31 protein-coding genes are annotated in these 26852 nt (G+C 32.0%); 11 read left to right on the top strand and 20 right to left on the bottom strand.

Annotation, left to right across the window (positions count from 1 at the left end; translation table 11 throughout):
• Positions 1–12: 12 nt before the first annotated feature.
• Positions 13–1293 carry a hypothetical protein gene (locus tag E5167_RS06140; RefSeq protein ID WP_136842186.1) on the top strand — a complete coding sequence of 427 codons (1281 nt, stop codon included), beginning with the start codon at positions 13–15 and terminating at the stop codon, positions 1291–1293.
• 128 nt (positions 1294–1421) lie between these two features.
• Positions 1422–2012 (top strand): YceI family protein, encoded by a 591-nt coding sequence (locus tag E5167_RS06135; RefSeq protein WP_136842185.1) that lies wholly within the window; start codon positions 1422–1424, stop codon positions 2010–2012.
• Between the two features lie 108 nt (positions 2013–2120).
• Here the strand turns inward: E5167_RS06135 and E5167_RS06130 are convergent, their stop codons facing one another.
• The 4 genes from E5167_RS06130 to E5167_RS06115 form a co-directional block, all read right to left on the bottom strand.
• Complete coding sequence (locus tag E5167_RS06130; protein WP_136842183.1) at positions 2121–2846, bottom strand: head GIN domain-containing protein; 726 nt, start codon at positions 2844–2846, stop codon at positions 2121–2123.
• A gap of 101 nt (positions 2847–2947) precedes the next feature.
• Entirely contained in the window at positions 2948–4672 is a 1725-nt protein-coding gene (locus E5167_RS06125) for a PspC domain-containing protein (protein WP_136842181.1), read from the bottom strand.
• Positions 4669–5010, bottom strand: coding sequence for a PadR family transcriptional regulator (locus E5167_RS06120; RefSeq protein ID WP_136842179.1), 342 nt, complete (start codon positions 5008–5010; stop codon positions 4669–4671). The genes E5167_RS06125 and E5167_RS06120 overlap by 4 nt, the downstream gene beginning before the upstream one ends.
• A 165-nt stretch (positions 5011–5175) precedes the next feature.
• The gene (locus tag E5167_RS06115; RefSeq protein ID WP_136842177.1) at positions 5176–5634 is read right to left on the bottom strand and encodes a DUF4870 domain-containing protein; all 459 of its coding nucleotides are present in this window, start codon (positions 5632–5634) and stop codon (positions 5176–5178) included.
• A 144-nt stretch (positions 5635–5778) separates the two neighbouring features.
• On the opposite strand from E5167_RS06115, the gene E5167_RS06110 reads away from it, so the two are divergent.
• From E5167_RS06110 to E5167_RS06100, 3 genes are all read left to right on the top strand, one after another.
• Positions 5779–6234 carry a DUF4442 domain-containing protein gene (locus tag E5167_RS06110; RefSeq protein ID WP_136842171.1) on the top strand — a complete coding sequence of 152 codons (456 nt, stop codon included), beginning with the start codon at positions 5779–5781 and terminating at the stop codon, positions 6232–6234.
• 61 nt (positions 6235–6295) lie between these two features.
• The gene (locus E5167_RS06105; RefSeq protein WP_136842168.1) at positions 6296–7096 is read left to right on the top strand and encodes a TIGR00266 family protein; all 801 of its coding nucleotides are present in this window, start codon (positions 6296–6298) and stop codon (positions 7094–7096) included.
• A 178-nt stretch (positions 7097–7274) separates the two neighbouring features.
• Positions 7275–7472 carry a hypothetical protein gene (locus E5167_RS06100; protein ID WP_136842165.1) on the top strand — a complete coding sequence of 66 codons (198 nt, stop codon included), beginning with the start codon at positions 7275–7277 and terminating at the stop codon, positions 7470–7472.
• A gap of 27 nt (positions 7473–7499) precedes the next feature.
• On the opposite strand, the gene E5167_RS06095 is transcribed toward E5167_RS06100, so the two are convergent.
• The gene (locus tag E5167_RS06095; RefSeq protein ID WP_136842162.1) at positions 7500–8438 is read right to left on the bottom strand and encodes a LysR substrate-binding domain-containing protein; all 939 of its coding nucleotides are present in this window, start codon (positions 8436–8438) and stop codon (positions 7500–7502) included.
• Between the two features lie 102 nt (positions 8439–8540).
• Between E5167_RS06095 and E5167_RS06090 the strand changes: the two genes are divergently transcribed.
• The gene (locus tag E5167_RS06090; protein ID WP_136842159.1) at positions 8541–9023 is read left to right on the top strand and encodes a Dps family protein; all 483 of its coding nucleotides are present in this window, start codon (positions 8541–8543) and stop codon (positions 9021–9023) included.
• A gap of 87 nt (positions 9024–9110) precedes the next feature.
• Here the strand turns inward: E5167_RS06090 and E5167_RS06085 are convergent, their stop codons facing one another.
• The 8 genes from E5167_RS06085 to E5167_RS06050 all read right to left on the bottom strand — a co-directional run bounded on the left by E5167_RS06085 (position 9111) and on the right by E5167_RS06050 (position 16269).
• The gene (locus E5167_RS06085; RefSeq protein WP_136842157.1) at positions 9111–9530 is read right to left on the bottom strand and encodes a DUF2141 domain-containing protein; all 420 of its coding nucleotides are present in this window, start codon (positions 9528–9530) and stop codon (positions 9111–9113) included.
• 99 nt (positions 9531–9629) lie between these two features.
• Complete coding sequence (locus tag E5167_RS06080) at positions 9630–10961, bottom strand: DUF58 domain-containing protein (RefSeq protein WP_136842155.1); 1332 nt, start codon at positions 10959–10961, stop codon at positions 9630–9632.
• On the bottom strand, positions 10961–11311 hold the full coding sequence (locus tag E5167_RS06075; RefSeq protein ID WP_169301387.1) for a DUF805 domain-containing protein: 351 nt from the start codon (positions 11309–11311) through the stop codon (positions 10961–10963). The genes E5167_RS06080 and E5167_RS06075 overlap by 1 nt, the downstream gene beginning before the upstream one ends.
• A gap of 17 nt (positions 11312–11328) precedes the next feature.
• A complete protein-coding gene (locus tag E5167_RS06070) occupies positions 11329–12408 on the bottom strand; it encodes an AAA family ATPase (protein WP_136842152.1) in 1080 nt (359 codons plus the stop codon).
• 2 nt (positions 12409–12410) lie between these two features.
• Positions 12411–13607, bottom strand: a complete 1197-nt coding sequence (locus E5167_RS06065; RefSeq protein WP_136842147.1) for a DUF4350 domain-containing protein — start codon at positions 13605–13607, stop codon at positions 12411–12413.
• A complete protein-coding gene (locus tag E5167_RS06060) occupies positions 13604–14368 on the bottom strand; it encodes a DUF4129 domain-containing protein (RefSeq protein WP_136842144.1) in 765 nt (254 codons plus the stop codon). The genes E5167_RS06065 and E5167_RS06060 overlap by 4 nt, the downstream gene beginning before the upstream one ends.
• Positions 14361–15305 (bottom strand): hypothetical protein, encoded by a 945-nt coding sequence (locus E5167_RS06055; protein WP_136842141.1) that lies wholly within the window; start codon positions 15303–15305, stop codon positions 14361–14363. Before E5167_RS06055 ends, E5167_RS06060 begins: the two co-directional genes overlap by 8 nt.
• On the bottom strand, positions 15292–16269 hold the full coding sequence (locus E5167_RS06050; RefSeq protein ID WP_136842138.1) for a stage II sporulation protein M: 978 nt from the start codon (positions 16267–16269) through the stop codon (positions 15292–15294). Before E5167_RS06050 ends, E5167_RS06055 begins: the two co-directional genes overlap by 14 nt.
• A gap of 23 nt (positions 16270–16292) precedes the next feature.
• On the opposite strand from E5167_RS06050, the gene E5167_RS06045 reads away from it, so the two are divergent.
• Both E5167_RS06045 and E5167_RS06040 read left to right on the top strand, forming a co-directional pair.
• Positions 16293–17039, top strand: a complete 747-nt coding sequence (locus tag E5167_RS06045) for an RDD family protein (protein ID WP_136842135.1) — start codon at positions 16293–16295, stop codon at positions 17037–17039.
• Positions 17039–17641, top strand: a complete 603-nt coding sequence (locus tag E5167_RS06040) for a trimeric intracellular cation channel family protein (protein WP_136842132.1) — start codon at positions 17039–17041, stop codon at positions 17639–17641. Before E5167_RS06045 ends, E5167_RS06040 begins: the two co-directional genes overlap by 1 nt.
• Here the strand turns inward: E5167_RS06040 and E5167_RS06035 are convergent, their stop codons facing one another.
• On the bottom strand, positions 17642–18343 hold the full coding sequence (locus E5167_RS06035; protein ID WP_136842129.1) for a peptidylprolyl isomerase: 702 nt from the start codon (positions 18341–18343) through the stop codon (positions 17642–17644). It abuts the gene before it with no gap.
• Between the two features lie 2 nt (positions 18344–18345).
• On the opposite strand from E5167_RS06035, the gene E5167_RS06030 reads away from it, so the two are divergent.
• Positions 18346–18987: an NUDIX hydrolase gene (locus E5167_RS06030; RefSeq protein ID WP_136842126.1), complete on the top strand. Its 642-nt coding sequence runs from the start codon at positions 18346–18348 to the stop codon at positions 18985–18987.
• A gap of 114 nt (positions 18988–19101) precedes the next feature.
• Entirely contained in the window at positions 19102–19899 is a 798-nt protein-coding gene (locus E5167_RS06025; protein WP_136842123.1) for a lysophospholipid acyltransferase family protein, read from the top strand.
• A 184-nt stretch (positions 19900–20083) separates the two neighbouring features.
• On the opposite strand, the gene E5167_RS06020 is transcribed toward E5167_RS06025, so the two are convergent.
• The 4 genes from E5167_RS06020 to E5167_RS06005 form a co-directional block, all read right to left on the bottom strand.
• A complete protein-coding gene (locus E5167_RS06020; RefSeq protein ID WP_136842120.1) occupies positions 20084–20725 on the bottom strand; it encodes a DUF898 domain-containing protein in 642 nt (213 codons plus the stop codon).
• A gap of 4 nt (positions 20726–20729) precedes the next feature.
• The gene (locus tag E5167_RS06015) at positions 20730–21224 is read right to left on the bottom strand and encodes an RNA polymerase sigma factor (RefSeq protein WP_136842118.1); all 495 of its coding nucleotides are present in this window, start codon (positions 21222–21224) and stop codon (positions 20730–20732) included.
• Positions 21225–21320: 96 nt separating this feature from the next.
• On the bottom strand, positions 21321–22217 hold the full coding sequence (locus tag E5167_RS06010; RefSeq protein WP_136842114.1) for a M55 family metallopeptidase: 897 nt from the start codon (positions 22215–22217) through the stop codon (positions 21321–21323).
• 55 nt (positions 22218–22272) lie between these two features.
• The gene (locus E5167_RS06005) at positions 22273–22950 is read right to left on the bottom strand and encodes a lysoplasmalogenase (protein ID WP_136842111.1); all 678 of its coding nucleotides are present in this window, start codon (positions 22948–22950) and stop codon (positions 22273–22275) included.
• 128 nt (positions 22951–23078) lie between these two features.
• On the opposite strand from E5167_RS06005, the gene E5167_RS06000 reads away from it, so the two are divergent.
• Positions 23079–25232 carry a TonB-dependent receptor gene (locus E5167_RS06000; protein ID WP_136842106.1) on the top strand — a complete coding sequence of 718 codons (2154 nt, stop codon included), beginning with the start codon at positions 23079–23081 and terminating at the stop codon, positions 25230–25232.
• Between the two features lie 9 nt (positions 25233–25241).
• On the opposite strand, the gene E5167_RS05995 is transcribed toward E5167_RS06000, so the two are convergent.
• Positions 25242–25727 (bottom strand): DinB family protein, encoded by a 486-nt coding sequence (locus E5167_RS05995; RefSeq protein WP_136842104.1) that lies wholly within the window; start codon positions 25725–25727, stop codon positions 25242–25244.
• Between the two features lie 7 nt (positions 25728–25734).
• Positions 25735–26652, bottom strand: coding sequence for a carbon-nitrogen hydrolase family protein (locus E5167_RS05990; RefSeq protein ID WP_136842101.1), 918 nt, complete (start codon positions 26650–26652; stop codon positions 25735–25737).
• Positions 26653–26852: the final 200 nt, after the last annotated feature.

The raw sequence follows: 26852 nt of genomic DNA, 5'->3' as shown, positions 1-26852 counted from the left end.
AAATCAAATATTATGAAATCAATAATTAAATACTCATTGTTTACGATGGCTCTAATGTTCGTTATGAATATTTCAGCCCAGGATAGGAAACTGGACAACTATAGGGAGCCAGATAAAAATGGCATTAATGATTTTGAAGCTGTAAAAGATTCTGCTTCAACTTTTAAAGACTTGAAAGTTAGATTAGGTGGTGCTTCAACATTACAATACCAATCTTTAACACAAGATAATACAAGTAGTACTATTACGCTTACAGATTTAGGTAAAAACTTTAATTTGGCAACTGCCAACTTAGACTTAGATGTAGCTTTATACGATGGCGTTAGAATGCATTTACGTACGTATTTATCATCTCAACACCATACCGAAGCCTACGTTAAAGGTGGTTATATCCAAATTGATAAATTAGACTTTATTAGTGAAGGCTTTGCGAGTGATTTAATGAAGTACTTAAGAATTAAAATTGGTCATATGGAAAACAACTATGGTGATGGTCACTTTAGAAGAAGTGATAATGCCATGGCACTTCATAACCCTTTTGTAGGAAACTATATTATGGATGCTTTTACAACAGAGGTTGGTGCTGAAATTTACTACTTTAATAATGGTTGGATTGGTATGCTTGGGTTTACCAATGGTAAATTAAACCAAAACGTGACAGATAAAGACCAAACCAGTCCGTCATTTTTAGCAAAGCTAGGATATGATAAACAAATTAATGATGATTTTCGTTTCCGTTTAACAGGGTCATTGTTCCATAGTGCACACAATAACGCAAGAGGAATTTACTTGTACAGTGGTGATAGAGCTGGGTCTCGATATTACACAGTTATGAATGGTGTAGATGGAGGTGGAGCATCTGTTGGGGATGGTTTTAGAGCTGGTAGAATTAACCCGGATTTAAAAAATGAGATGACCGCTTTTATGATTAACCCATTTTTTAAATATCAAGGATTAGAATTTTTTGGAATTATAGAATCAGCCAAAGGGAAAAAACTTGGAGAAACAGACGAAAGAACATGGAATCAATTTTCGGGTGAATTAATTTACAGATTTGGTGATAATGAAAAAGTATATTTAGGAACGCGTTATAATACTCTTAATGGTGAATTAACTAGTGGCGATGATGTTAAAGTAAATAGATTTCAATTGACAGCAGGTTGGTTTATGACAAAAAATATATTGATGAAGGCCGAATATGTATCTCAAAAATATAAAGACTATCCTATTGGAGATATCCATGAAGGAGGAGAGTTTAACGGACTTGTACTAGAAGCTGCAATAAGTTTCTAATATAGATTGATAGTATTGGTTAAAAACGAGTTTTAAATATGTACTTGAATTAATTTATTAAATTTAGGTCAATTTTTAAAACTCGTTTTGTCTTATTATATTAAAGCAAAGTACTAATTCATATTAAGATGAAAAATATATTAATTGGTTTTTTAGGTCTTTTGATGCTTGGTTTTACAACCCATAGTTCAGACTATAAAATTGCTTCATATCTCATTCAAGGAAATAGTAAGCTAGGTATAAAAGGTACTACCAACGTCAGTAGGTTTAATTGCGATTTGGCTTTTAGTGATATAAATACAAAAGTTAAAACTTTTTATAAAAGAGAAGGGAATAAAATTAAATTTATAGACTCACAGTTAGAGTTGTCTAATTCTTGTTTTGATTGTGGAAGTAAGATGATAAACAATGATTTTTTAAAGATGTTAGACACTAAAAATCATCCTAATATAACGCTAGAGTTAAAAGAAATTACAATAAACCCTAGAGAGACTAGTGAAATTATTGCCTTAACAAATATAAATATTGCAGGAGTTTCCAGATATTATAGCATTTGGTTAAATGTAGATAAGTCTAAGTCATTAAACGCTACTGGATGTTTAAGCCTAAAATTAAGCGATTTTAAATTAGAACCACCTAAGAAAGTTTTAGGGTTGGTAGTGGTAGAAGATGAAATTGAAATAGCTTTAGATTTAAATATTACTGCTTTAAGCAAATAGCGTTAAAGAAGTAATACAAAAAACCATCCCAATGTTATATTTTAACTATGGAATGGTTAAACATGATTGATTAGCATACTCTTTTAAAGGAGTATTTTTTTGATTGGTTTAATGTTTACGAACACTACCTGAAACACCATCTTTTTTAGTAACTTTTTCTGGATTTCCGTAGTATTTTATATCTGCTCCACTCGATGCCTTTGCATAAAGCTCTTCGGATGTATTAATTGTAATGTCTGCTCCACTTGTGGCTCTGGCTTCACTAATTTTTGCTTTTAAGTTTCCGGCTTTTATATCGCTTCCACTGGTTGCATTAGCGTATAATTTATTTGTTGTTCCAGATACTCTAAGGTCACTTCCGCTTGTAGAGCTACAATCAGCTACTTGAACATTGATGTCCAGTTCCATGTCGCTTCCACTTGTGGTAGATAATTCCAAATTGTCTGTAACAATAGTATTGGTTGAATATACATCACTTCCGCTAGTTGCTGTGATTTTTGAAACATCTTTAAAGCTTACTATTACTTTTTTGGATTTTGAATAACCTATACTCTCGTTGGTAGTAATGCGTAGTACACCATTTTCAACTTCGGTCACAATGATGTCATGTAAGTTTTCATCAGCTTCAACGCTTAAACTAACTTCATCGCTTTGAGTTAAATAAACATCCATACCACGGCTTACTTTAATTTCGTTAAAGTCTTCATTAAGAAGTCGTTCTACAGTTTCAACATTTCCGTTTCCTCTAACGCCAAAGCCGCCGAAATCGAAATTGCATGAAACAAGTAATAAACTTGCAATTAGGGCTGTTGTAAATTTTGCTATTGTTGTCATAATTTGATTTGATTGATTTTTATTTATAGTGTAAATATCTATGTTGTTAATTTATTTACAATTAGTTTTATTCTCAATTGTTATATTTAGTATCTGAGTTGTTAATTATTAGCCGATTTTATTGTAATCCCGCTAGAATCAATAGTGGCTTTTACTTCACCGTCCTTATATTCAATTTTGTCTGTGTCAACTTCAAGTGAAGATTCACTGTCTTTAATTTCAATTATTGAATCATCTTCATCACAGTCCAAACACTCAACATCATTATATTTAATCTTTAAGAAATGATTTTCTTTTCCACGAGATATAATATCTGATGAATATCTCCAGCTTCTTCGATTGCGTGTGCTTTTATCAGAATAAATAACACTTCCTTCAGGCATATATAGCGTAATAGTTACATCTTGATCTCTAAACTTATTATTAGCATCAGTTAAGAAATAGTTGTCTAACACTAATTTTCCATTTGTATAATCGAAATTATAAATAATTTCTTCTGCACGATCTCTAGCATCTTGATACGTTCTGCCTCTAGCATCTTTTACAATTTTCATATAGGCTAAAGAATCGCTTGTTGTTTTTACCAAAAACCTTACATCTGATGAGTAAATGTATTTTTTATCACTATCGTCAAATACAATGTCAAAATCATTGCTTCTGTAATTATTGCTAGCGTATTTTTCGTTGTTTATCATTTCAACATGTAAGGTGTCATTTGCTTTTATGTTTAGCTCAATAGTATCTGTAAATTCACCTTCTCTAGAAAATTCGGCAACTTCTTTTACTGCAAAAATAGAAAGAGTTACAACTGATGCTAACCAAAGTGCAAACAATGTAAAGTTTGCTGTTCTACCAATAGATTTTAGGTTGTTTACTAAAATTTTTAATCCTAATATAAAAATGTAGAAGAATGGTATTCCAACAGCAAAAAGGACTAATAGTGATACTACCCAAATTGGTAAGTTAGATGAATAGAAGGTATGAGCCATGTCTATACCATCAAAATTAAAGACATCGACAACACCTACTGAAAGTAAACTCACAATTAATGAAATTAGCGTTGTTGCACCAATAATAATTAAGATAATGCCAATAAATTTGGCAAAAATCTTAAAGAAAAACATAATTACATTTCCAAGGGCATCGAAAAATGAGCGTGATTTTGTTTGGATTTTATCTCCAGCTTTGTTGTAATCAGCATTTTTTATTTTGTCTGTAACTTCGTCCAAACTATCTTTAACATTACTAAACCCTTCTTTTACTTTTTCTTCTATATTAGTAATGTTAATTGGCTTTCCCGACATTGCCAATTTATCGGCAGTAGTTTCAGCTGCTGGCATTAATATCCATAATAGTATATAGACTAATATTCCAGTTCCTGCACCAAAAAATAATAACACCCAAATTAATCTAATCCATAGAGGGTCTATGTTAAAGTAATGACTTAATCCTGCAGAGACCCCACCAATGTATGCGTTTTCTGTGTCTCTAAATAGCTTTCTGTTGGAGCTTGATGAATAAGACGTGTATTGTTTTTTAGGTTCATCATCAAAAATCTCCTCATCTACCATATAATCTTCGGGCTGTCCCATTATGGTAATAACCTCTTCAACTTCTTTTATAGAAACTACTTGCTTTTCATTTTGCACACGTTCGTTAAACAATTCGCTTATACGTGCTTCAATATCGGCAATGATTTCATTTCTTCCTTGGGAATCTGTAAATGAACGTTTTATAGCCTCAAGGTAGCGTTGCAATTTTAAGTAAGCATCTTCGTCTATATGGAAGAATATACCTGCTAAATTTATATTGACTGTTTTATTCATTTTTTTGTTGTTTTTTGACTTGTTACTAGATTAACGGCGTTTTGTAATTCGCTCCAAGTAGTATTTAATTCGTTTAAAAATAATTTTCCTGTTTCTGTTAAGCCGTAATATTTTCTTGGAGGTCCTGAAGTAGATTCTTCCCAACGGTAATTGAGTAAACCTGCATTTTTAAGACGTGTAAGTAAAGGATAAATGGTTCCTTCTACAACCAGCATCTTTGCATCTTTTAAGGTGCCTAAAATTTCTGCAACATAGGCATCATCATCTTTTAAGATCGATAGTATGCAGTACTCCAGAACGCCTTTACGCATTTGTGCTTTTGTGTTTTCTATCTTCATGTGTTCATTTTTGTTTGTAATCTAACAACTCGTTAAAACTGATGAGGTTTTATATTGTTAGAATTTGAGTTTTTAATAACTGTTCATTTTTTGATTGATTAATCGATTGATTGATTGATTGATTGATTGATTGATTGATGTCCCTTCGACAAGCTCAGGGTAAATTTATTTTAAAAAATTGATTGTTAATGGATATTTATATGGTTCTCCTTGATTTGCTTTACTAGTAGCTATGATGATAAAAATAATTTCCAAGATAAATGCAGCGACAACTAATAAGCCAGCTAATATTGAAAATATAATAACATTAAAACTATCGTGATTTGATAAATGAAAATCAAAGTCAAAATCGTAAGCATGCCAAAATTCTGGAAAATCAATATGATTTAATACACCAAATAAAAATAGAGGTATGGTAATAGAAGCAACTAAAAATGTGTATAGTAAAATACTTAATTGAAAATTAATTGCTTGTTTACCATGCTTGTCAACAAAATCTGATTTGTCTTTATTCAAAGTCCAAATAATTAAAGGCATAATAAAATTCCCTAACGGAAATATGAATTTTGATAATGCAGATAAATGTATAACTGCGGCAACATTTTTATGGTGGTTTGATAACATGATTTTAAAACATATAGTAATTTCTTATGCAAATATATGTCTAAAAAAAGGTATTATGCAATACAAAGTACTAAAATTTAACAAAAAATTAACATTTATAGTGTCATGTTTTTTGAGTAACTTCGTGTAAAATAATCCTTTGTAATGACTATAAATCCAAGAAAACTTAATGCTTTTTTAATGTTTAAGTTGCCGTCGGCATATTTAACAGGTGTTAGAACAAAATATTTAGATAATGACAAATGTATTGTGTCTGTAAAGCATAGATGGATAAATCAAAACCCATTTAAATCACTTTTTTGGGCTGTTCAAGGGATGGCTGCAGAGTTAACTACAGGCGCATTAATTATTAAGAAAATAAAAGCAACCAATAAAGATATTGCAATGTTATTAGTGAAAAACGATGCTAGTTATTCTAAAAAAGCAACAGGACGTATTACTTTTGAATGTAGTGAAGGAAAGCTAATAGATAAAGTCATAGAAAAGACTATTGAAAGTAAAGAAGGACAAACCATAACTTTAAATGTAATAGGCAAAAATAGTGATAACATTGAAGTTTCTAAGTTTAGCTTTACTTGGTCTATGAAAGTTAGAGTCTAAAGTGTAACAAAAATAAAAACCAACCAACATATAAGTGTATTAATAAATAACAATTTAAAAAATGACAGCACACGAAATAGATTACAGAATTTACGGCGAAGAAATGCAATATGTTGAAATTGAATTAGATCCACAAGAAGGCGTTGTAGCTGAAGCAGGTAGTTTTATGATGATGGACGATGGCATAAAAATGGAGACTATTTTTGGTGATGGTTCACAGAAAGACTCTGGGTTTCTTGGTAAAATACTAGGAGCAGGAAAGCGTATTTTAACTGGTGAAAGTTTATTTATGACTGCTTTTTACAATAATTTAAGTGGTAAAAGAAATGTTTCGTTTGCATCGCCATATCCAGGTAAAATTATACCAGTTGATTTAACTGAATTTAGAGGAAAGTTTGTTTGCCAAAAAGATGCTTTTTTATGTGCAGCTAAAGGTGTAAGCGTAGGAATTGAATTTTCAAAAAAGCTTGGTCGCGGACTTTTTGGAGGTGAAGGTTTTATCATGCAAAAATTAGAAGGAGACGGAATGGCCTTTGTACATGCAGGAGGCACCATGTCTAAAAAAGTATTACAACCAGGAGAAGTTTTAAAAGTAGATACTGGTTGTATTGTTGGTTTTACACAAGATGTTGATTACGATATTGAGTTTGTTGGAGGTATTAAAAACACCATTTTTGGAGGAGAAGGTTTATTTTTCGCTAAGCTGCAAGGTCCTGGAACTGTGTATATACAATCGTTACCGTTTAGTAGGTTGGCTGGACGCGTTTTAGCAACTGCTCCAAGAGGTGGCGGAAAGGATAGAGGAGAAGGTAGTATTTTAGGAGGACTAGGAGATATACTTGATGGTGATAATAGATTTTAAATTGTTTAAAAGAATTAGCTGATTTTCAGTTGTTTATATGTGGTAAGGTGTTAAAGTTTTCTATACTTGAGTATATAAATCAAATTTTTTTATAAATTTAGAGTTAGATAATTATAACTTTTTAGCCTATAGAAACATTTCTACTTTTTATTATTTATCAATAAACCTTAAGTAACTTATGGCAAGAGCAATGTTTGAGTACACCAAAACAGTACTTAAAAAAGTAAGTTTTGACGCTACGTTGTTCTGTAGAGAACTTGAAAAAGCCCTTCAACGATTATTACCTTATGAAATTGAGGAGTTGAAAATTTTCATAAACTCTCTAATTATGCAGAACCCAGAATTAAATAAATGTTTAATCTATTTAAAACCATAAAAAAAACGACTCGAAAGAGTCGTTTTTTTATTTAGCTAAAGGACTAATAATATTTACATTTTGAAATGCTATGGCACCTCTTATTATTCCTGATATTACTGTGTGCAAAGCTTCAATAATTTGCATTTTTAATTCGCTTTTATGATAAATGATGCTTACCTCTCTTGCAGGAACTGGATCATTAAAATGATGCAAGTTTGATTTTTCTGATTCTTTTATATCTAGCGTATTTAAATAAGGCAATAGCGTCATACCCAAACCTTCATTAGAGAGTTTAACAAGCGTTTCAATGCTTCCGCTTTCTAATTGAAAGTTATCATCATCTTGCTGTTTAAACGATTTACATAAATTAATAACTCCATCTCTAAAGCAATGTCCATCTTCAAGTAGAAGCATGTCTTCAATTTCTAAATCCGTAGTGTCAATTTTTTTCTTACTTGCTAAACGATGTTCTTTGGGTATATAACTAACAAAAGGTTCATAGTAAAGAGGTCGCTCTTTTACCGATTCGTTTTCAAGAGGCGTTGCAGCTATAGCAGCATCTAAATGACCATCATTAATACGTTGTATGATTTCGTCGGTAGTTAACTCTTCAATTTTTAATTTTACTTTAGGATAACGCTTAATAAAAGTTTTCAAAAACATTGGTAGTAAAGTAGGCATAACAGTAGGAATAATTCCTAGCCTAAATTCGCCGCCAATGAACCCTTTTTGTTGATCTACAATATCCTTAATCCTATCGGCTTCATTAACTATGTTTTTTGCTTGAGAAACAATTTTTTTTCCAACTTCGGTAAGTTCTATTGGTTTTTTACTTCGGTCAAAAATCTGAATATCTAATTGGTCTTCAAGCTTTTGTATTTGCATGCTTAGTGTTGGCTGAGTAACAAAGCACTTTTCTGCAGCTTTAGTGAAATTTTGATGTTCTGCAACTGCAAGAACATAGTATAATTGAGTAATGGTCATGTTAATAATTTTAGGCTATAAAGATATAAAAACTATCAATAAAATTTATGCAAAAATACCTTTTTAATAGATTAAATTTGTAGTGCAAAATAAAACAACAACATGACAACATTAAATAGCATAGGATTAGATAGTAAAAAAGCTAAAATTTTAGCTGAAGATTTAAATACATTATTGGCAAATTTTCAATTGTATTATCAAAATTTAAGAGGAATACATTGGAATATTAAAGGGCGTGCATTTTTTGATTTGCACGTGAAATTTGAAGAGCTTTACAATGATGCTAATATGAAGGTTGATGAAATAGCCGAACGTATTTTAACGCTTGGTGAAACACCTTTACACACGTTTGATGATTATACTAATTATGGTAAAGTACCAGTTGGTAAAAACATTTCAGAGGATGATAAGGCAGTTAAATTAATTGTAGATTCTTTAACAGAGTTGCTAAAAATTGAAAGAGATATTTTGAATAAGTCAGGTGATGCAGATGATGAAGGTACCAATGCCATGATGAGTGATTTCATATCAGAACAAGAAAAAACGGTTTGGATGATGAAGGCTTGGTTAAATGAAACAGTATAACTATTGATTGATTAGTAGTTAGTTTTGATTGATTGAAAAGGAGCATGTTTAAAAACATGCTCCTTTTATTTTTTGATTGATATATTGTTAGAACTTTATGGTTAATGCTACAGCTGTGTCTATTACTTCAAATTTTCCTTCTGAGAAAGTTGGAGGGCCCATTAAGGTCGGATTATTAGAAATACCATATGATTCGGCTGGCATTCCATTTGGTTCAAAATCCATGCGTTTGTTATCGTTTTCGTCATGCAATGCTAAAATTGCATAATTTCCAGGTGCAACATTTTTAAAGGTATAAACAACTTTTTCATCTTTAACTTTAGCGGCAGTTAGCTGCAAACCTCTAGTTTTCATAAATGTGTCAACTGTATGTAACCCTATAATTACATGACCTCTTTCGTTTGAAATATTGTCAATAGTAATGGTTACATCTTGACCTTTTTCTGTTTGAAACGTATTTAAAGTTGTGCTTAAAATAAAAGTAAAAATCAGTACGATAGTTTTCATAATAGTGTGTGCTTTAATTTTTTACACTGTAAAAGTCTATTATCAAAATGTAGTATAATAATTTGGGTTACCGAACTGTAATTTTTTACTTCTGAATTGTTAAAGTAACCCTCTAGCTTTAATTTCTAAGTACTTATTGATGGTATCAAGGGTTAAATTTTCGGGCGTGGTAAGGATAGGGTAGATGCCATACTTCTTGAGTTCGTTTACAATAAGGCGTTTCTCATAAGCAAATTTTTCGGCAATGACTTTGTCATATACTTGTTGAATGGTCTCAGCTTTGTTTTCAATTAAACTATTCAACTCTGTGTTTTTAAAGAAAATAACTACTAACAAATGGTTTTTGGCCATACCTTTTAAATAAGGCAATTGCCTGTGTAAACTATCTAGAGTTTCAAAATTTGTATATAGTAGCAGTAAGCTTCTATGTGTAATATTGCGTCTTACATCACCATATAAACGACCAAAATCACTTTCAAAGAAATCTGTTTTAATATTATAAAGACCTTCTAAGATCATATTCATTTGTGAGGTTCGCTTTTCGGCAACCACCATATTTTCAACCTTTTTTGAAAACGTAAAAATTCCAGCTTTATCGTGTTTTTTTACAGCAACGTTAGATATTACTAACGCTGCATTTATAGCATAGTCTAACAAACTTAGTTCATTAAAAGGCATTTTCATTAAACGACCTTTGTCAATAACTGAATATACAGGTTGTGATTTTTCATCCTGAAACTGATTGACCATTAACTGATTTGATTTGGCAGTAGCTTTCCAATTAATAGTTCGTAAATCGTCACCTAGCACATATTCTTTAATTTGCTCAAATTCCATGGTATGACCAATGCGTCTAATTTTTTTAATACCATATTGGTGCAAATTGTTACTAATAGCCATCAAGTCGTATTTGCGTAATTGAATAAAGCTAGGGTAGGTAGGCACCATAGTATTATCGCAAAAACTAAAACGTCTAGCAATTAATCCGAACACAGAAGTTGCATAAATATTGAGTTTTCCAAAGTGATATTCACCGCGTTCTGTTGGACGTAATTCGTATTGTAATTCGGTTTTACTAGTGGCGTCTAGTTTACGTTCAATACTAAAATTACGAACCTGAAATTGTATTGGAATTTCATCTATAATTTTTATATAAACTGGGAAAGTGTAATAATTTTCAACACTTATTCTTATTGGATTTTGGTCGCCATTCGAAAATTTTTCTGGTAAGATACGTTGTCCATTAACCCCTTTTTTTGCTACAAACAATAGTAAAATATCGAGTAGTGTAAATATTAAAAGTACTAATAATAACAACTTTACAATTTCAAACCATCTAGGAAATACAAAACTCAATACAAATAACACCATAAGTGTAATGCAGGCATAAAAAAAGCGGTTTTGTATGTAAAAAGGTTTAAGTAATTTCATTAGCCTTCGTTTTGACGAATTTTTCCTGTTTCTTCTGGTCCTTTTAAACCTTTTGGATTTAAGCCGTATTTGTTCTTTTTTGGTATGCCATCTTCAACAATCATCCAAAAAAAGTAAAAAGGAATAAATTGATACAAACCGCTTCTACCAATATCGTGACAACGCTTAGTGCCTTGTGCAATCGTAAACCATGCAAAAATTAGAAATAAGATCCAAAACACTTCCCTTTCATATGGCATTCCCTTTATTAAATATACAATAGGAAAAAATAAAATAGCTTGAAGTAGAATACTAATAAAGTATTCTAGTCTGCGTATTCTGCCTTTGAATGAGAAAGGATTATCAAACATGATTTATTGCTTTTTTGTTATCTCGGAATCTCTACAGCTTCAATAATCTGACTAATTATCTGCTTTGTTGTAACCCCTTCCATTTCGCGTTCAGGCGTTACAATAACTCGATGCTGTAAGACAGGAATGGCAGATTGTTTAATATCTTCAGGTGTTACAAAATCACGACCATTCATGGCTGCAAAAGCTTTACTTGCTTTTAAAATAGCAATAGAAGCTCTTGGTGAAGCACCTAAATATAAAAACGGATTATTTCTTGTGTTTACAATAATATCAGCAATATACTTAACCAAATGGGACTCAATTATTACTTGATTAACTAAATCTTGAAATTTGGCTACTTGCTCTTTGGTTAAATGCGACGTTACTTTAGCCGTTTTTGCTTCTCCTTGCAGATTATGCTCGCGATTAATAATTTCAATTTCCTCATCAAGACTTGGATAATCGATGTCAATTTTAAACAAAAATCTATCTAACTGCGCTTCTGGTAAGCGGTAAGTACCTTCTTGCTCAACAGGGTTTTGTGTTGCCAATACTATAAAAGGTAATTCCATTTGGTATTTATGACCATCGATGGTTATTTGGCGTTCTTCCATTACTTCAAATAGAGCCGCTTGCGTTTTTGCTGGCGCACGATTTATTTCATCAATCAAAATCATGTTTGAAAATATAGGACCTTGTTTAAACTCAAATTCTGAGGTTTTCATATTAAAAACCGAGGTTCCTAAAATATCACTTGGCATTAAATCTGGTGTGAACTGAATTCGGCTAAAACCAACATCTAACGATTTGGCTAATAATTTTGCTGAAATTGTTTTAGCAACTCCTGGAACACCCTCTATTAATGAATGACCGTTTGCTAAAATAGAGGCAATCAACATATCTATCATGCCTTTTTGTCCAACAATGACTTTACTTATTTCGTTTTTTATAAGTTCAATGCCTTCTTGGAGTTCCGATAGATCAATCCTATTTTTAAAACTTAGATTTTCCGCTTGAGGTTCCTTTGTTTCTTGAGTATGATCGCTTTCAATAGGTGTTTGCTCTTGGTTATCTTGATTTAAGTTGCCGTTTTGAGAGTTGTTTGTATGCTCCATATTTAGTTGTTATAAAAGTCTTCTATTGTTTTGTTTAAGTTTTTCAAATCATCTTCGTTGCATACTTGTTTTGCTTTTAAATGTACAATAAGATTCATTGTTTTTTTTGTTTTACCTAGATCTTTCCCAGATTTTAATGCTAGATTTTTTACAAATTTTTCATCCAACAACTGAGTGTCTAAATAGTACTTACGTCTAATAGATTCCAAGAAATAGGTTGCTTTTTTGTCTATTAAGTTATTATGGTCTTTCGTTTCGTAATACAAATTGCCAATGGTTTTAGTAAAGGCAATGGTTGAATTTTCTAAAGGCTTAATAATCTTAACAATGCGTTGTTTTCGTTTAGCATTGAATAAGATAAAAATAAATAATGCAATTAAGCCTAATATCCAAGCCCATTTTAAGGCTGGTCGGCTCAAGACAAATCGCAAAGGCGAATTGCCCAATTCCGTTCGTTTTTTATTTCGAGAATCGTAAAAAATAGTGTTATCTGGTAAATAAGATAAGATGGCTGCTGCGTATTTTTTATTATCATTTTTTAGTAGCGAAAAATTAGTAAATGCCATGGGTTGTAAATGCAGAAATACTTGTCCATATTCATGGTCTATCTTAACAAAATTAATGTGCTGTTCCTCATTAAAATTTTGATAGCCCAAAACTGTAGTTTTTGTTGAATCTAATTTTGAAAAATAAATATTACTCAAACCTCTATCTATAGTAATAGAGTCGTTCTTAAAAACAGGATTAGCTAAGCTAAACTGCGCTTCTCCAGTAAAATCAAAATCATTTTTTAGTTCAATTCCTAAGGTGTCTAAAAACTTTTGAGGGAGGTAATTACTAGACATAAAAATGGTGTTTCCATGTGAAGCAAAGTCTAATAGTTCTTGAGCAGACACATCATCAACTTCGGCATAATCATCAATAAGTATGTAGTTTCCTGAAACTGTATATGTTGAATCACTCCAGTTAAAATAGCCATCAAAATACTCATAAGGCGATACCGTTATTTTGTTTACCTCATTATCTGGAAAAAAGTTTAAAAGCTCGTTATATAGTATAAAAGTACCATATGGAATGGTATGCGATTCGTTAAAGGTTCTCGTCCAATTTATTGGTTTAGGTTTGGAAAACTCAATAGCTATCGCTCCAAGAAAAAGCAAGATTAACAATCCAACATATATTTTTATGGTTTTGTTCATGCTTTTATGGAGTTTAAAAATGTTGAAAAAGCATGCTTAGCTTTACTAAATTGTTCGTTGTTGACATCAAACTCGCCATACCAAATGTAGTTGTATAGATAAGACGTATAAGCAAAATCTTCTTTTACTTTCGGTATTTTTATTTCATTTCGATAATCATTATTAGTTTTCTCTACATCATAGTGTATAATTTCAGCAGCACTTAAATTTTTAAGCAACCATAAATAGTAATACCTAATGGCTAACCTATAGTTGGAATTTGTTTCGGCTTCATCAATTAACTTTTTAAAATTAGTTGCATGAATATTAGCTTCAATATCTGTTATAGGTATAATACTTTTATCAGAAGATTTGCCAAAAACCCAAGCACCTTCTTTATTGATAATGGCTCTAAAAATGAAATAAACAACTAGAACAAAGAGCAAAACACCACCAATTTTAATGGCTAAATCGGTTATTTTGGAGGCTTGTCCAGCGTTTTTTATATTGAAAAGACTTCTAAATTTATCACTTAACCACTGTTTAAAACGCGTCCACCAACCTGAATTTTCAACGGTACGTTCGTAAATAAAAGCATCGTTACTATATTTTTCTTTTAGGTTGTTAAAGAGTCGAGGTTTTATATCAGAAGTGTCTATGTTAAGTGTGTCGTTTTCAATGTTTACAATTATGAATTCATCATGAGTTACTGCCTGAATGCTTTGAAACGAAAAACAAACAAACATAAAAAGGACAATATGTAAGCCAATACGTTTATTCACCTGAACCTATTTGGTCAATAACACTTTTAGTATTAACATTTTCATTGTCTTCCTTTAAGCTGTAAAACACAATACCTTGATTAAGTTGCGTAATGTTATTTAGAATAATACCAACAATGAATGTGATGAAAAACACAACTAGCATCATTACCATAAATGTTGCACCAATTTCCTCTGGATTTGGATTTGATTCAGGAATATTAGTAAACAAACTTCCCATAAAAAATAAGTAAGGAATTAATGTTATAACATTTTGTACTACATAAGCCATTAAGTAAAACAAACCAACACTGCCTACTGCAGCCCAGAATTTTTTTGTCATCAGTGTCCACGCATATCCAAAACTATCCCAAATACCTCTTTTTTGTTCAAGGTATTCCATTAGCGTCATGTTGTAAAATAATGAGAAAGCACCAGCTAAAAATGGCAATAGTAAAAAACCAATTATTGTTATTATTAATATAAAAGCACCAATACCTAAAACAAATGCTAATGGAATGCCTAGTAGAATTCCACAAATTAAGAAAATAAATAGCTTACCCAAGTTTTGCTTATAAACTTGAACGATTTGTTTGGTGTCGAAATTTTTTCCATCATTTTCTGAATATAATTTTAAATAGATGGCTGTGTAAGAGTAGGATATGAGTCCAGCAACAAGTGCAGTTACTATAAACACAATCATTAAAAGAATAAAAAGGCCAAAGTTTTCATTTATATATGCGTCAATTTGATTTGAGCTATTACCCCCCTGAATTATGCCACCAAAAAGAATATCTGTATAAAATTTAGAAATTAAATAGCCTATTGCCATTAGTATTAACAGGAAAATCCCATTAACAATAAAGAAATGTTTAAAATAATGTTTTCCGTTTTGTTTAATAAAGGTAAAGGTATCTTGAAAGAAGGCACTAAAACCTCTTGATTTATATAACTGCATAAGTTTGCTTGAGTTTTTTATGTACTAGATGAGGAAATATTAAGTAGTAATAGGAGATAATACTTAATGTGACTAGAATAATGCCAACCGATAGCCAATTTGGCATTGTATTGGAATAACGTGTTACATAACCTTCAAGTAATCCAGCAGCTATTGTAAACGGAAACGTACTTATTAAAATTTTTACGCCATCTTTCATTCCTATTTTAAAAGAGTTTAGTCTCGAATATGTTTTTGGAAATAGTATGCTTGCACCTAAAATAAGTCCTGCAGCTCCTTCAATGACAATGGCAAAAATCTCCATAGAACCATGAATCCAAATACCACGTACACTTTCCCAAAACACACCTTCTCGATAAAAGAAAAACTGAAAAGCACCAAGCATAATACCATTGTTTAGAAGGTAATAACCAGTTCCAACTCCACCGAATACACCAAATATAAAAGATGAAATCCCTACATATAAATTGTTTAAGGTAATACCAAAGGCACTTCCCCAATTACTACCACTTTTATAAACTGCTACTGGGTCACCAGCCTCAATATTTTCTAAAGTCATGTTTACATAATGGTCACCCAAAATGAGTCTTACAAAGGTGTCATCATAAGCAGCAGATAAGGCTCCAATAGCAACAAATGACAAAAAAAGCGCAAAAGCGTACATTACATAACGCCTATACTGATACACTATAAGAGGCACTTCTACTTTCCAAAAATGAACAAATCGATTAGAGTCCTCACGCTTGGTTTTATAAATTTTCTGAAAAGCTTTTGCTGCTAAGTTGTTTAAATAAAGAATTGTTTTACTTTTGGGATAATAAGTTTGTGCGTAAGACAAATCGTTTACTAAATGAATATATAAAGACGCTAATTCATCAGGGTTTTTAAGTGTTTTTCCAAAAATGGCTTTCTCAAAATCGAGCCATTTTTCTTTATTTTGTTTGATAAATGCGACCTCTCTCATAGACTTTCAAATTAACAGAATAAATGGTAGAGTTACAAATAAACACTACTCAAAATGTAAATATAAATTTCACTGCAGCTAGTGTTGGCGAACGCATACTTGCTTGGGGAATAGATTGGTTAATTAAAATAGCTTATGGGATTGTAATTTACCAAATCATGTTCAAGGTTTTAAAAATCGATGAGCTAGTGCGAGATATGGATAACTGGTCGCAAATGGCTATTTTTTTAGTGTTTTATTTACCTGTTATTTTTTACTCATTATTGTTTGAAGCGTTGTTAGATGGTCAAACACCTGGAAAACGAATTTTAAAGATTAAAGTGGTAAAAATTGATGGTTATCAAGCTACTTTATCCGATTTCATTATTCGTTGGATTTTTAGAATTATAGACTTAAATATTATGAGTGGTGTTGTGGCATTAATTGCAATTATAACAAGTCCTAAAAATCAACGTTTAGGAGATATGACAGCGGGAACAGCAGTAATTACTTTAAAAAACAATGTAAATATTAATCACACTATTTTAGAAGATTTAAAGCAAGATTATATGCCAACCTATCCAATGGTAATTAAATTGTCCGATAATGATGCTCGAATTATAAAAGACACTTTTAAAACAGCAAAAAAATCTAAGGATTATAAAACGCTTATAAAACTAAGAACCAAAATTATAGAAGTACTAGAATTAAAAGAAGTTAAACATAGTACCGATCATGAGTTTATTGACGTAATTTTAAAAGATTATAACTACTACACACAAAATATGTAATGTTTTATACAATTGACATTTTAGGAACAATCGCCTTTGCTATTTCAGGAGTATTGGTAGCCATGAATAAGAAAATGGACTTATTTGGTATTCTTATCATTGCTTTTGTAACAGCAGTTGGTGGAGGAACGCTTCGCGATGTTTTAATTGGACAGACTCCTGTTAGTTGGATGAAAGATATGACCTTTACTTACGTAATACTTGGTTCGACTGTGTTTGCAGTTATTGCAAGAAATAAAATTAATTACCTACGTACTTCATTGTTTTTGTTTGATACTATTGGTATTGGTTTATATACAGTGGTTGGTGTTGAAAAAGGGTTGTCTGCCGATTTACATCCAATTATATGTATTGCCTTAGGTACTATATCTGCTTGTTTTGGTGGTGTTATTCGAGATATTTTGGGTAATGAAATTCCTGTAATTTTTAGAAAAGAAATTTACGCAACTGCGTGTATTTTGGGTGGCTTAAGCTATTTTTTAATCAGAAAGTTACCTATTGAAAGTGATTTTGTATTTATGATTTCGGGTGCTGTTGTTATTTTAGTACGCTTGTTGGCTGTTAAGTTTAAAATTGCGTTACCAAATATTTACAGAGCTTAATCACTCAATAATCTCAACTTTTCTTATGTATATGTTTTGTAGAGGCCAATCAATTTCATCAGTCTTAACAGCAGCAATTTTATCAACAACATCCATTCCGCTAGTAACTTTACCAAAAATAGTATAGTCGCCATCTAAAAAATGGGCACCTTCACGTTGTTGTACAATAAAAAACTCAAAAGGAGAAGCTAATTTGTATGGATTGTCAATGTCACTACTTGGCATACTTATAACACCTCTGTCGTGTTTATAGCCTCTTTTAGTATCGGGAGGCAATAAATACCTCCCAATATCTGTTCGTTTTCTAGCAGTAGCTCTTGTGTCACTATTACCTCCTTGTATAATAAAATTGTCAATTACTCTATAAAATTGAGTATTGTCGAAATATTTTTGCTTAGTAAGAAATATAAAGTTAGCCCTATGAAATTTGGTTTTATCAAATAGTAAAATATCTATGTCTCCAAAATCTGTCGTGATGCGTATTTTATTTTCTTTGTTTTCTTTTTCGTATTGTAAAAAGAATTCCATTGCATTTTTACTTGTAAGCTTTGGAAACTCTCGTTTATCATCAACTTCTGTAGATTTCTTATTTTCGGTAACAGGTGAAGTTTCTACACTAGGTTTTATAGCTGTTTTAGAATTAGATTTTTTATCTTCACAGTTTAGTAGTAATAAAAAAAAGACTAGCAAAAAGACTCTCATAAATGGATTTTGATGAATTTTTAGTTTCACTGTCAAAAATAAAAAATATCCCATTGCCAGCCGAAACATCACAGTTTAAAATGTCGCCACCTTTTAGAAGAGAACTTATAAAAGAGTATAAAGAGCGAATGAAAAACGCAAAACGCGCTGGTGTACTTGCCATGTTTTACCCTAATGAAAGAAATAAAACATATTTAGCGCTTATACTAAGAAAAACCTATAAAGGTGTGCACTCAGCTCAAATAGGGTTTCCAGGAGGTAAATTTGAAAAGGAAGATAAAACATTAAAACATACTGCTATTAGAGAAACCTTTGAAGAAATTGGAGTTCCTGAACATAAAATAAAAGTTATTAAACAAATGACTGAGGTTTACATTCCGCCAAGTAACTTTTACGTGCAACCTTTTATTGGTATTACTCCAAAACCACCAAAATTTATCAAGCAAGATGAAGAAGTGGAAGATATTGTTGAGGTTTCACTAAGTCATTTTTTAGACGAAAACAATGTGGGTAATAAAATGGTTGCAACATCTTACACAGCAAACATTGAAGTACCAGCTTACGAGTTAAACGGTCATATAGTTTGGGGGGCTACAGCGATGATGCTCAGTGAAATAAAGGATGTATTGAAAACTGTTATGTAATATTTTAAATGAAATTGGTTCTTATCAAATGTGTTAATTAGGATTTGTTCACGATTAGAAACAGAAAAAATATGTACGTTTGCATTCACTAACTAATAGATTGACACAATTTTTATGGGATTGTTTAAAAAAAACCCTTTTGGACATATACTATTTATTAAAAAGTGGCTCATTAGAATACTTGGAGCTATTACACACAGACGTTTTAGAGGGTTTAATGAACTACAAATTGAAGGGTCGGAAATTTTAAAAGATCTTCCAGAAACCAACGTATTGTTCATTTCAAACCACCAAACCTATTTTGCAGACGTAGTAGCGATGTTTCATGTGTTTAACGCGAGTTTAAGCGGTCGTGATGATTCTATTAAAAATGTAGGTTATTTATGGAATCCGAAGCTTAACATTTATTATGTAGCAGCCAAAGAAACTATGAAATCTGGATTGCTGCCTAAAATTCTGGCTTATGTTGGTTCGGTAAGTATAGAGCGTACTTGGAGGGCAGAAGGTAAGGACGTAAACAGGCAGGTAAAAATGAGTGATATATCTAATATTGCTAAAGCGTTGGACGATGGTTGGGTAATAACTTTTCCACAAGGAACCACAACACCTTTTAAGCCTATTAGAAAAGGAACAGCACATATTATTAAGCGCTATAAGCCTGTGGTTGTACCAATTGTAATTGATGGCTTTAGACGCTCGTTTGATAAAAAAGGTATTAGAATAAAAAAGAAAAACATCCTGCAATCAATGGAAATAAAGGAGCCTTTAGACATTGATTATGATAATGAAACAATAGCAGAAATAGTAGAGAAAATAGAATATGCTATTGAGCAACATCCATCATTTTTAAAAGTGATTCCTAAAGAGGAATTATTGGCTCAAGAAGAGCTGAATAAGCAGCGTGAGTGGTGATTTTAGTTCACAGTCATCAGTAGCAGTAAGCCAGTTTTTAGTGTTATGTTAGTTTTTAAATAATTTATTTTATTTTCACCTAACACCTAACACCTAACACCTAACACCTAACACCTAACACCTAACACCTAACACCTAACACCTAACACCTAACACCTAACACCTAACACCTAACACCTAACACTCATACCTCTAGTTTTTTAAGCTCTCTATAATTTTTATTTAAACGCTTTAAAAGAATGCCATAAATTAGCCAGTAAAACAATAATAAAATTCCTATTACTACTGCGAGCATCAATAAAGTAACAATTATAATTCCTGCATAGAACTTAAGTAATTCACCATCAGCAGTTGCTTGCTCTATAATTGTTTGCGATTCAGGATCTTGTTTTATAAAATAAGGAAGTAAAATACCAACGCTTACTACCATTGCAATCAAATTAAAACCAACATACTGCTTAACGGTTCTGCGAGTTCTAAGTATGTTTTCCATTAATGTTGTGGCATTATCTGTAGTATTAATGGTTCTGTAGTTCATATAAAATCTATAAAAAAAGTAAGCTAGAATAATATAAGAGATCACACTCATTATAATAAATGCTGTATTGGATCCAACATTAGCCATATCATCAGCATATCCCGTGTATTTTAATAAAAATGCAATACCTACCCAAAACACAAATTCTAGAATACTAATAATAAATATCCATTTTACAATAGACGATGACTTCTTGAGTATCATCTTATATATTTCATTATATGTAAGCTTCGGAAAGTCCTTGTCCTTCTTTTGCCAGTCTTTTTTTAATAATTCTAATTCATCCATAGTATTACGGATTTAAAATAGTCTTTAACTTAGTTTTTATTCTGTTCATTTTCACTCTTGCATTTACCTCGCTAATCCCCATTGTTTCACTAATTTCTTTATAGTTTTTATCTTCTAAATACAAAAACACTAACGCTTTTTCTATATCGTTTAGCTGTTGTACAGCTTTATATAAAATTTTTAATTGCTGCTCTTCGGTATCATCATAATCTTCTGCTTTTATTTTAAATTCAAAATCGTTAAAAGTGTGTGTGTCTATTCTTCGCTTAGATTTTCTATACAGTGTAATAGCTGTATTTAAACCAACACGATACATCCAAGTACTAAATTTTGCATCACCACGAAACTTTGGATATGCTTTCCAAAGTTGTATGGTTATTTCTTGAAACAAATCATTATGTGCATCATAATTATTGGTATAAAGTCGGCAAACCTTATGTACAATATTTTGATGCTTTTCAAGCAATTCTACAAAACTATGTTCTAGTTCTTTGTTCAATTTGATAAGTTAGTTACTGGTAAGTAGCTTTATAGTTTAAATTGTTACAGTTGTGTTTAATTAATATTCAAAAAATAGTAACGGAGTCTATGTAGTTTACCAAGAAATATATTTATACATTACTCTAATGAGTCTATATGCTTCATCCATATTTTTGGCATTATACTCTACAGTAGTACCATTTATTCGTTTCATCCCTGGAATACTCATAACAACATCAGCTCGAGTAGTTGTAGAAGACTTAAACCTAATTGTTATAGGTTGCGAAACACTTAAAGGTTTTGCTGATTTTAAGTCTTTTAAAGCTTCAATAGTTTTAACTTTTAACATTTCTTTGACCTTGTCTGGATGTATTAGTTTTGCGGCACTTGAACCTACTGAAGTTTTAGTAATAACAGTTCTTGTTTTTACTGTTTTTGTGAATTCTTCAGAGAATTTATCATCGCCACTAGCTAGAATTACTGGAACATTCAAGGCTCCTGCATAAAGTGCATTTAACTCTCCTTCACCAACTTCAAGGCCATTAATCCATAAACCTTTTACAGATCCAGATCCAGTATGTGCTAAAAACCCTCCTAGATTACCAGCTTTTGCATGATAACCAATAAAAATAGCTGCATCGAAACTATTATCTAAACCTTGAACCATACCTAAGGGTTTAATATTACTTTGTAAATAGGTTACTCTTGGGTCTAACTGAAGATGCAGTAAATTTTGCATATCACCATGACTGTCGTTTACCAAAATTTCAGCATCTCCAAATTCAAAAATGGCACTTACTACAGTGTTCACTTCATCTGTCATTAATTGTCTGCTTGTTGCATAATCTTTTCCACCACTTCTTGTCATTTTTGGAGTGCCAATGCCTCCAATGCCTTCCATGTCAACAGAGATAAATATTTTTAATTTTTCTTGACCAAATGTTTGAAACGATGTTATGAATGCAAGAGATAACAGAACAGTTTTTACAACATGTGAGTAAATATATTTCATAGTTAAAAGCGTTTATAGATGTAATTAAATTTACTTAAAAAAAATCAATATTGGTTTAAAGTGTTTTTTGCCTTAAAATTCCCATGACTATAAAGTATTGCGCTAAAGCATAAGTACTCATTATAATTATATGTGATTGTACTAGAGGTTTATAAAACTTATTAAGAGCCAATGCACTATCGGAAATTACAAATAGTATAGCACCAATAAATACAAGCGTATGGCTTAGTTTTGGTACTAACCCTTTTCGTAACCAAGCAGAAACCGTCATTAAAAGTATAATTATCATGTACAGAGCAACAGGAATTAACATATCATTCAAACCATCTTTTAAAAAATAAAACATACCTAAAGCGTAAATAAGTAATATAGCTGAAATGACTAATATTGATTTGGTCTTATTTCTTTTGTTTAAAAATACTCTAATGTACATAAGGTGCGCTATTAAAAAAGCAACTAATCCAAACATAAAGTAGCTGGGAGATGTCTCTACAAACATTAGTAAAACATCTCCATTAAAAGAGAATAAAAGGGCTAACAGCATATATACCCTCATTTTTAGGTCTAAATGTTTACTCTGCTTTATAAAAAAGATAATAAGCGATAATAATATAAGAGGTTTAGGTGAAAACCTAACAGAAAAAAGCCCAAAGATGCTCTCAGAAAAAAGTTCTAATAATGTTATAGTTAAAAAAATAAGTGTGAAGATTTTTTCAGTTTTAGTTAGCTGCATCTTGGTGGTTTTTTCAAATATATTCAATTCGTCATTAAAATGTTACAGTTCGGTCATTATAAGTTTCAAGATTGGCATTGATGCGGCAATTTTGTCTCATCAACTAAAAAACGAACATTATTAAAAACATGAAAACGCTATTCACTACACTACTACTTGTATTAAGTTTAAGTTTATCCGCACAAACAATTATTAGCGGAAAAGTTACTAATAACAAAGGTATTCCAATTGAAGGTGCCAATGTCTATCTTGAAGGAACGTACGACGGAACCACTACAGATAAAGAAGGTATGTTTAGTTTTACTACTACCGAAACAGGATCACAAACCCTTATTGTATCCTATATTTCTTATGAAAAATTCACTATGATAGGTGATGTGTCGTTTATGCAAAACATACAAGTTAAACTTCGCGAAGATGTTAATTCACTTGATACTGTAGTATTATCTGCTGGAACATTCGAGGCAGGAGACAACAGTAAAGTCAATGCTTTAAAACCTTTAGATGTGGTAACCACAGCCAGTGCTTTAGGCGATTTTGTAGGTGCGTTACAAACTTTACCAGGAACAACCACGGTTGCCGAAGATGGTCGATTGTTTGTGCGTGGTGGTGAAGCCGAAGAAACGCAGATTTTTATTGACGGTATTCGTGTGTTCACACCTTATGCGCCAACAACCAATAACACGCCAACTAGAGGACGTTATTCGCCATTTTTATTTGATGGTATTACCTTTTCAACGGGTGGTTATTCGGCTGAATATGGACAAGCCTTATCTTCGGTACTGTTATTAAATACTATTGACGAACCAGACCAAGAAAAAACAGATATTGGTATTATGACGGTTGGTGGATCCTTAGGAAACACCCAAAAATGGGATAAAAGTTCGTTAAGTATCAATGCGTCGTACATTAATTTAGCACCTTATAATACTTTGTTTCCAGATAGAAACGATTGGGAAAAACCGTATGAAGGGCTTGCAGGTGAAGCCGTTTTTAGACAAAAATTTGAGAATGGGCTGTTTAAACTTTACGCTGCGTTTGATACGTCTAATTTCGAGCTCATTCAAGAAGATATTAATTACGAGGATGGTGTACATTTCAAATTAAAAAACAGTAACTTTTATACCAATACGTCATACCAAGGGATGCTTAGCGATAGATGGTCCGTTTTTGGAGGCATGAGCTATACCTATGCCGATGAGAACATAGGTGTTATGGATAGCGATATTCGTGACCAAGAGCACTCTGCACATTTTAAGGTTAAATTTAAAAACAGAATAAGCAACCGGTTAAAATTATATTTTGGAACAGAATATTTTACCACAAATTTTAATGAAGACTATGCATCTGATTTTATAGCGAAAACAGATTATGGATACAACAATAATATATTTGCATCTTACGCTGAAGCCGATATAATCTTCTCTAAAGCCTTTGCTATAAAACCTGGATTAAGAGTAGAAAATACTTCACTTTTTAATGAGTTTACCATCTCACCAAGAGTATCATTGGCTTATAAAACATCACCTAATAGTCAAGTATCATTGGCATATGGTAACTTTTATCAAAACCCACAAAGTAATGTGTTGAAATTTACTCAAGCTATAGAGTCACAAGAGACCAGTCATTATATTTTAAATTATCAGTTAAACAGTGAAGGACGTATTTTTAGAGCCGAAGCTTATTACAAAGACTATAAAAACCTAATAAAGTATGATGAAGAGTTCACCACATTTAATACTAATTTTTCAAACGATGGTTTTGGCTATGCTAAAGGAATTGATTTGTTTTGGAGAGATAACAAAAGCATTAAAAACACCGATTATTGGATTAGCTATTCATTGTTAGACTCTAAAAGAAATTTTAGAAACTATCCAACCGAAGCTCAACCCAATTTTGCAAACACACATAACGTATCTGTGGTTGGAAAATATTGGATTGAAGATTGGAAAAGTCAGGTTGGTTTTAGTTATGCTTTTGGTTCAGGACGTACCTACACCAATCCAAATATGGAAGGATTTTTAAACCAAAAAACAAAAGGGTACAATAACCTAAGTTTAAATTGGGCGTATTTGTTGAGCCCTCAAAAAATATTATATTTTTCGGTTAATAATGTTACAGGATTTAAAAATGTAAATGGTTACCAATATGCAAACACGCCAGATGTTAATGGCCATTTTGCAAGTAGGGCCTTAAAGCCAGCTGCAGACCAGTTCTTTTTTATAGGTTTCTTTTGGACCATTAGCGAGGATAACACCAGTAACCAGTTGGATAATTTGTAAGGTTATTTATTATATAGATGCTTTAATTTTACCTAAATGATGAAAACTGTGTCGAAGTGCATGGTCCTCAATAAAAAACTGAGTGGTTAAAGGAGCATCGTAATACAACGATACTGGTGCTGAATTATCTAATTCCTCGTTAGTAAATTCCCTTATGGCATTAGCAGCATTATTACTATTGATTCTTAGTAAATCCATAGTCTCTTGTCTGTCTGCCATGTTGTTTTCAACGGCATGCTGCGCATTCATATTATCGATAGCTTCCTTTGAAACTTCTGTAATCGGGTTTCCTTTACCAAGGGTTTGCGCTAATTCAACTTCAATTGGGTAAACGCTTGCCACATGATGAATAACGACACCTATAGTTCTACCATCGCCTAAAACAGGTTTGTTCCATTCGGAATCCGATAAGTTTTCTGCGAAATTGGCAAGTTTGGTTGCTCCTAAAATAAGACGATCTGCGAGTGCATTTGCACGTGTGTTTAAATGGGTCATAGTATAATTATTTAGTTGGTTTAATTGAAAAATTGAAAACATCAGGTCTGGAATAATGTCCAACCGCATCAAACATGCGCTTAGCTTCTGTAATTGTATCTAAGTTAATATCTGCATATAGGATGCCTTCTTCTGCTTCTAATGGTCCTGTAATAATTTGTCCCTTTGGATCTATAATACAACTGTTTCCAGTGTTTATCCACTCTCTTCCTTCAGGGTAAAGATTTTTAAACTCGTAGTCATTTGGAATGTCGTCCATTCTAATTGCCATGCATGTACTTATAACAAACAGGCCTCCTTCACGGGCAATGTGCTGCATGGATTGTTGCCAATTTTTACTTTTGTCCCATGTTGGAGCAGCCAGAATTTGGGCACCTGTTTCATAAACAGCATGACGAGCTAATGGCATATAATTTTCCCAACATATTAAACCGGCTACTTTTCCAGCTGATGTATTATGGGATTGAAAGGTTGAACCATCACCTTGAGCCCAAATAAGACGCTCACCGCCTGTTGGAATTAATTTACGGTGTTTACCTATTATTTCGCCTTGGTCGTTAATAAAGAGTAGGCTGTTAAACAAACTTGCCCCACTTGTTTCTGTGTTTCTCTCATGTATTCCCATAACGACACTAATTCCAGCTTTTTTTGCTGCATGACACAGCTTTCTTGTTGAATCATCTGGAATAGAAATAGCATTATCAACCAATTTTACATATAATTTGTTTAGCTCTGCTCCTTTGCTGTTTGGGATTAACCAAACCCAATCCGGATACCCTGAAATGAAAGCTTCGGGGAATACGATTAATTTAGCCTTCTTTTTTCCAGCCTCCAGAATTGCATTACATGCTTTTTCAATTGTTTTTTCTTTGTCTAAGAATACAGGTGTGAGTTGGGCAGCTGCTACTTTAAAAGTTTTACTCATAATTAATTGTCTTTTGTTTAGTTGGCTTGGGGAAGTTTATCTAAAACTTTTAGTTTAAAAGATTTTGAATACCGTCTGATGACCTTGTCGTTTTAGCACATAATGTTTAAAATTATGTAGCCTTTTATTCAGGACAGATCAATATTATGCACAACGGTTTTGGCTATGAGTAGTGCGGATGATAAAAGCCTGTTTATTTA

Origin of the sequence: Pontimicrobium aquaticum, assembly GCF_005047595.1 — a bacterium.
Lineage (GTDB): Bacteria > Bacteroidota > Bacteroidia > Flavobacteriales > Flavobacteriaceae > Pontimicrobium > Pontimicrobium aquaticum.
This window is presented reverse-complemented; position numbering and strand designations above follow the sequence as displayed.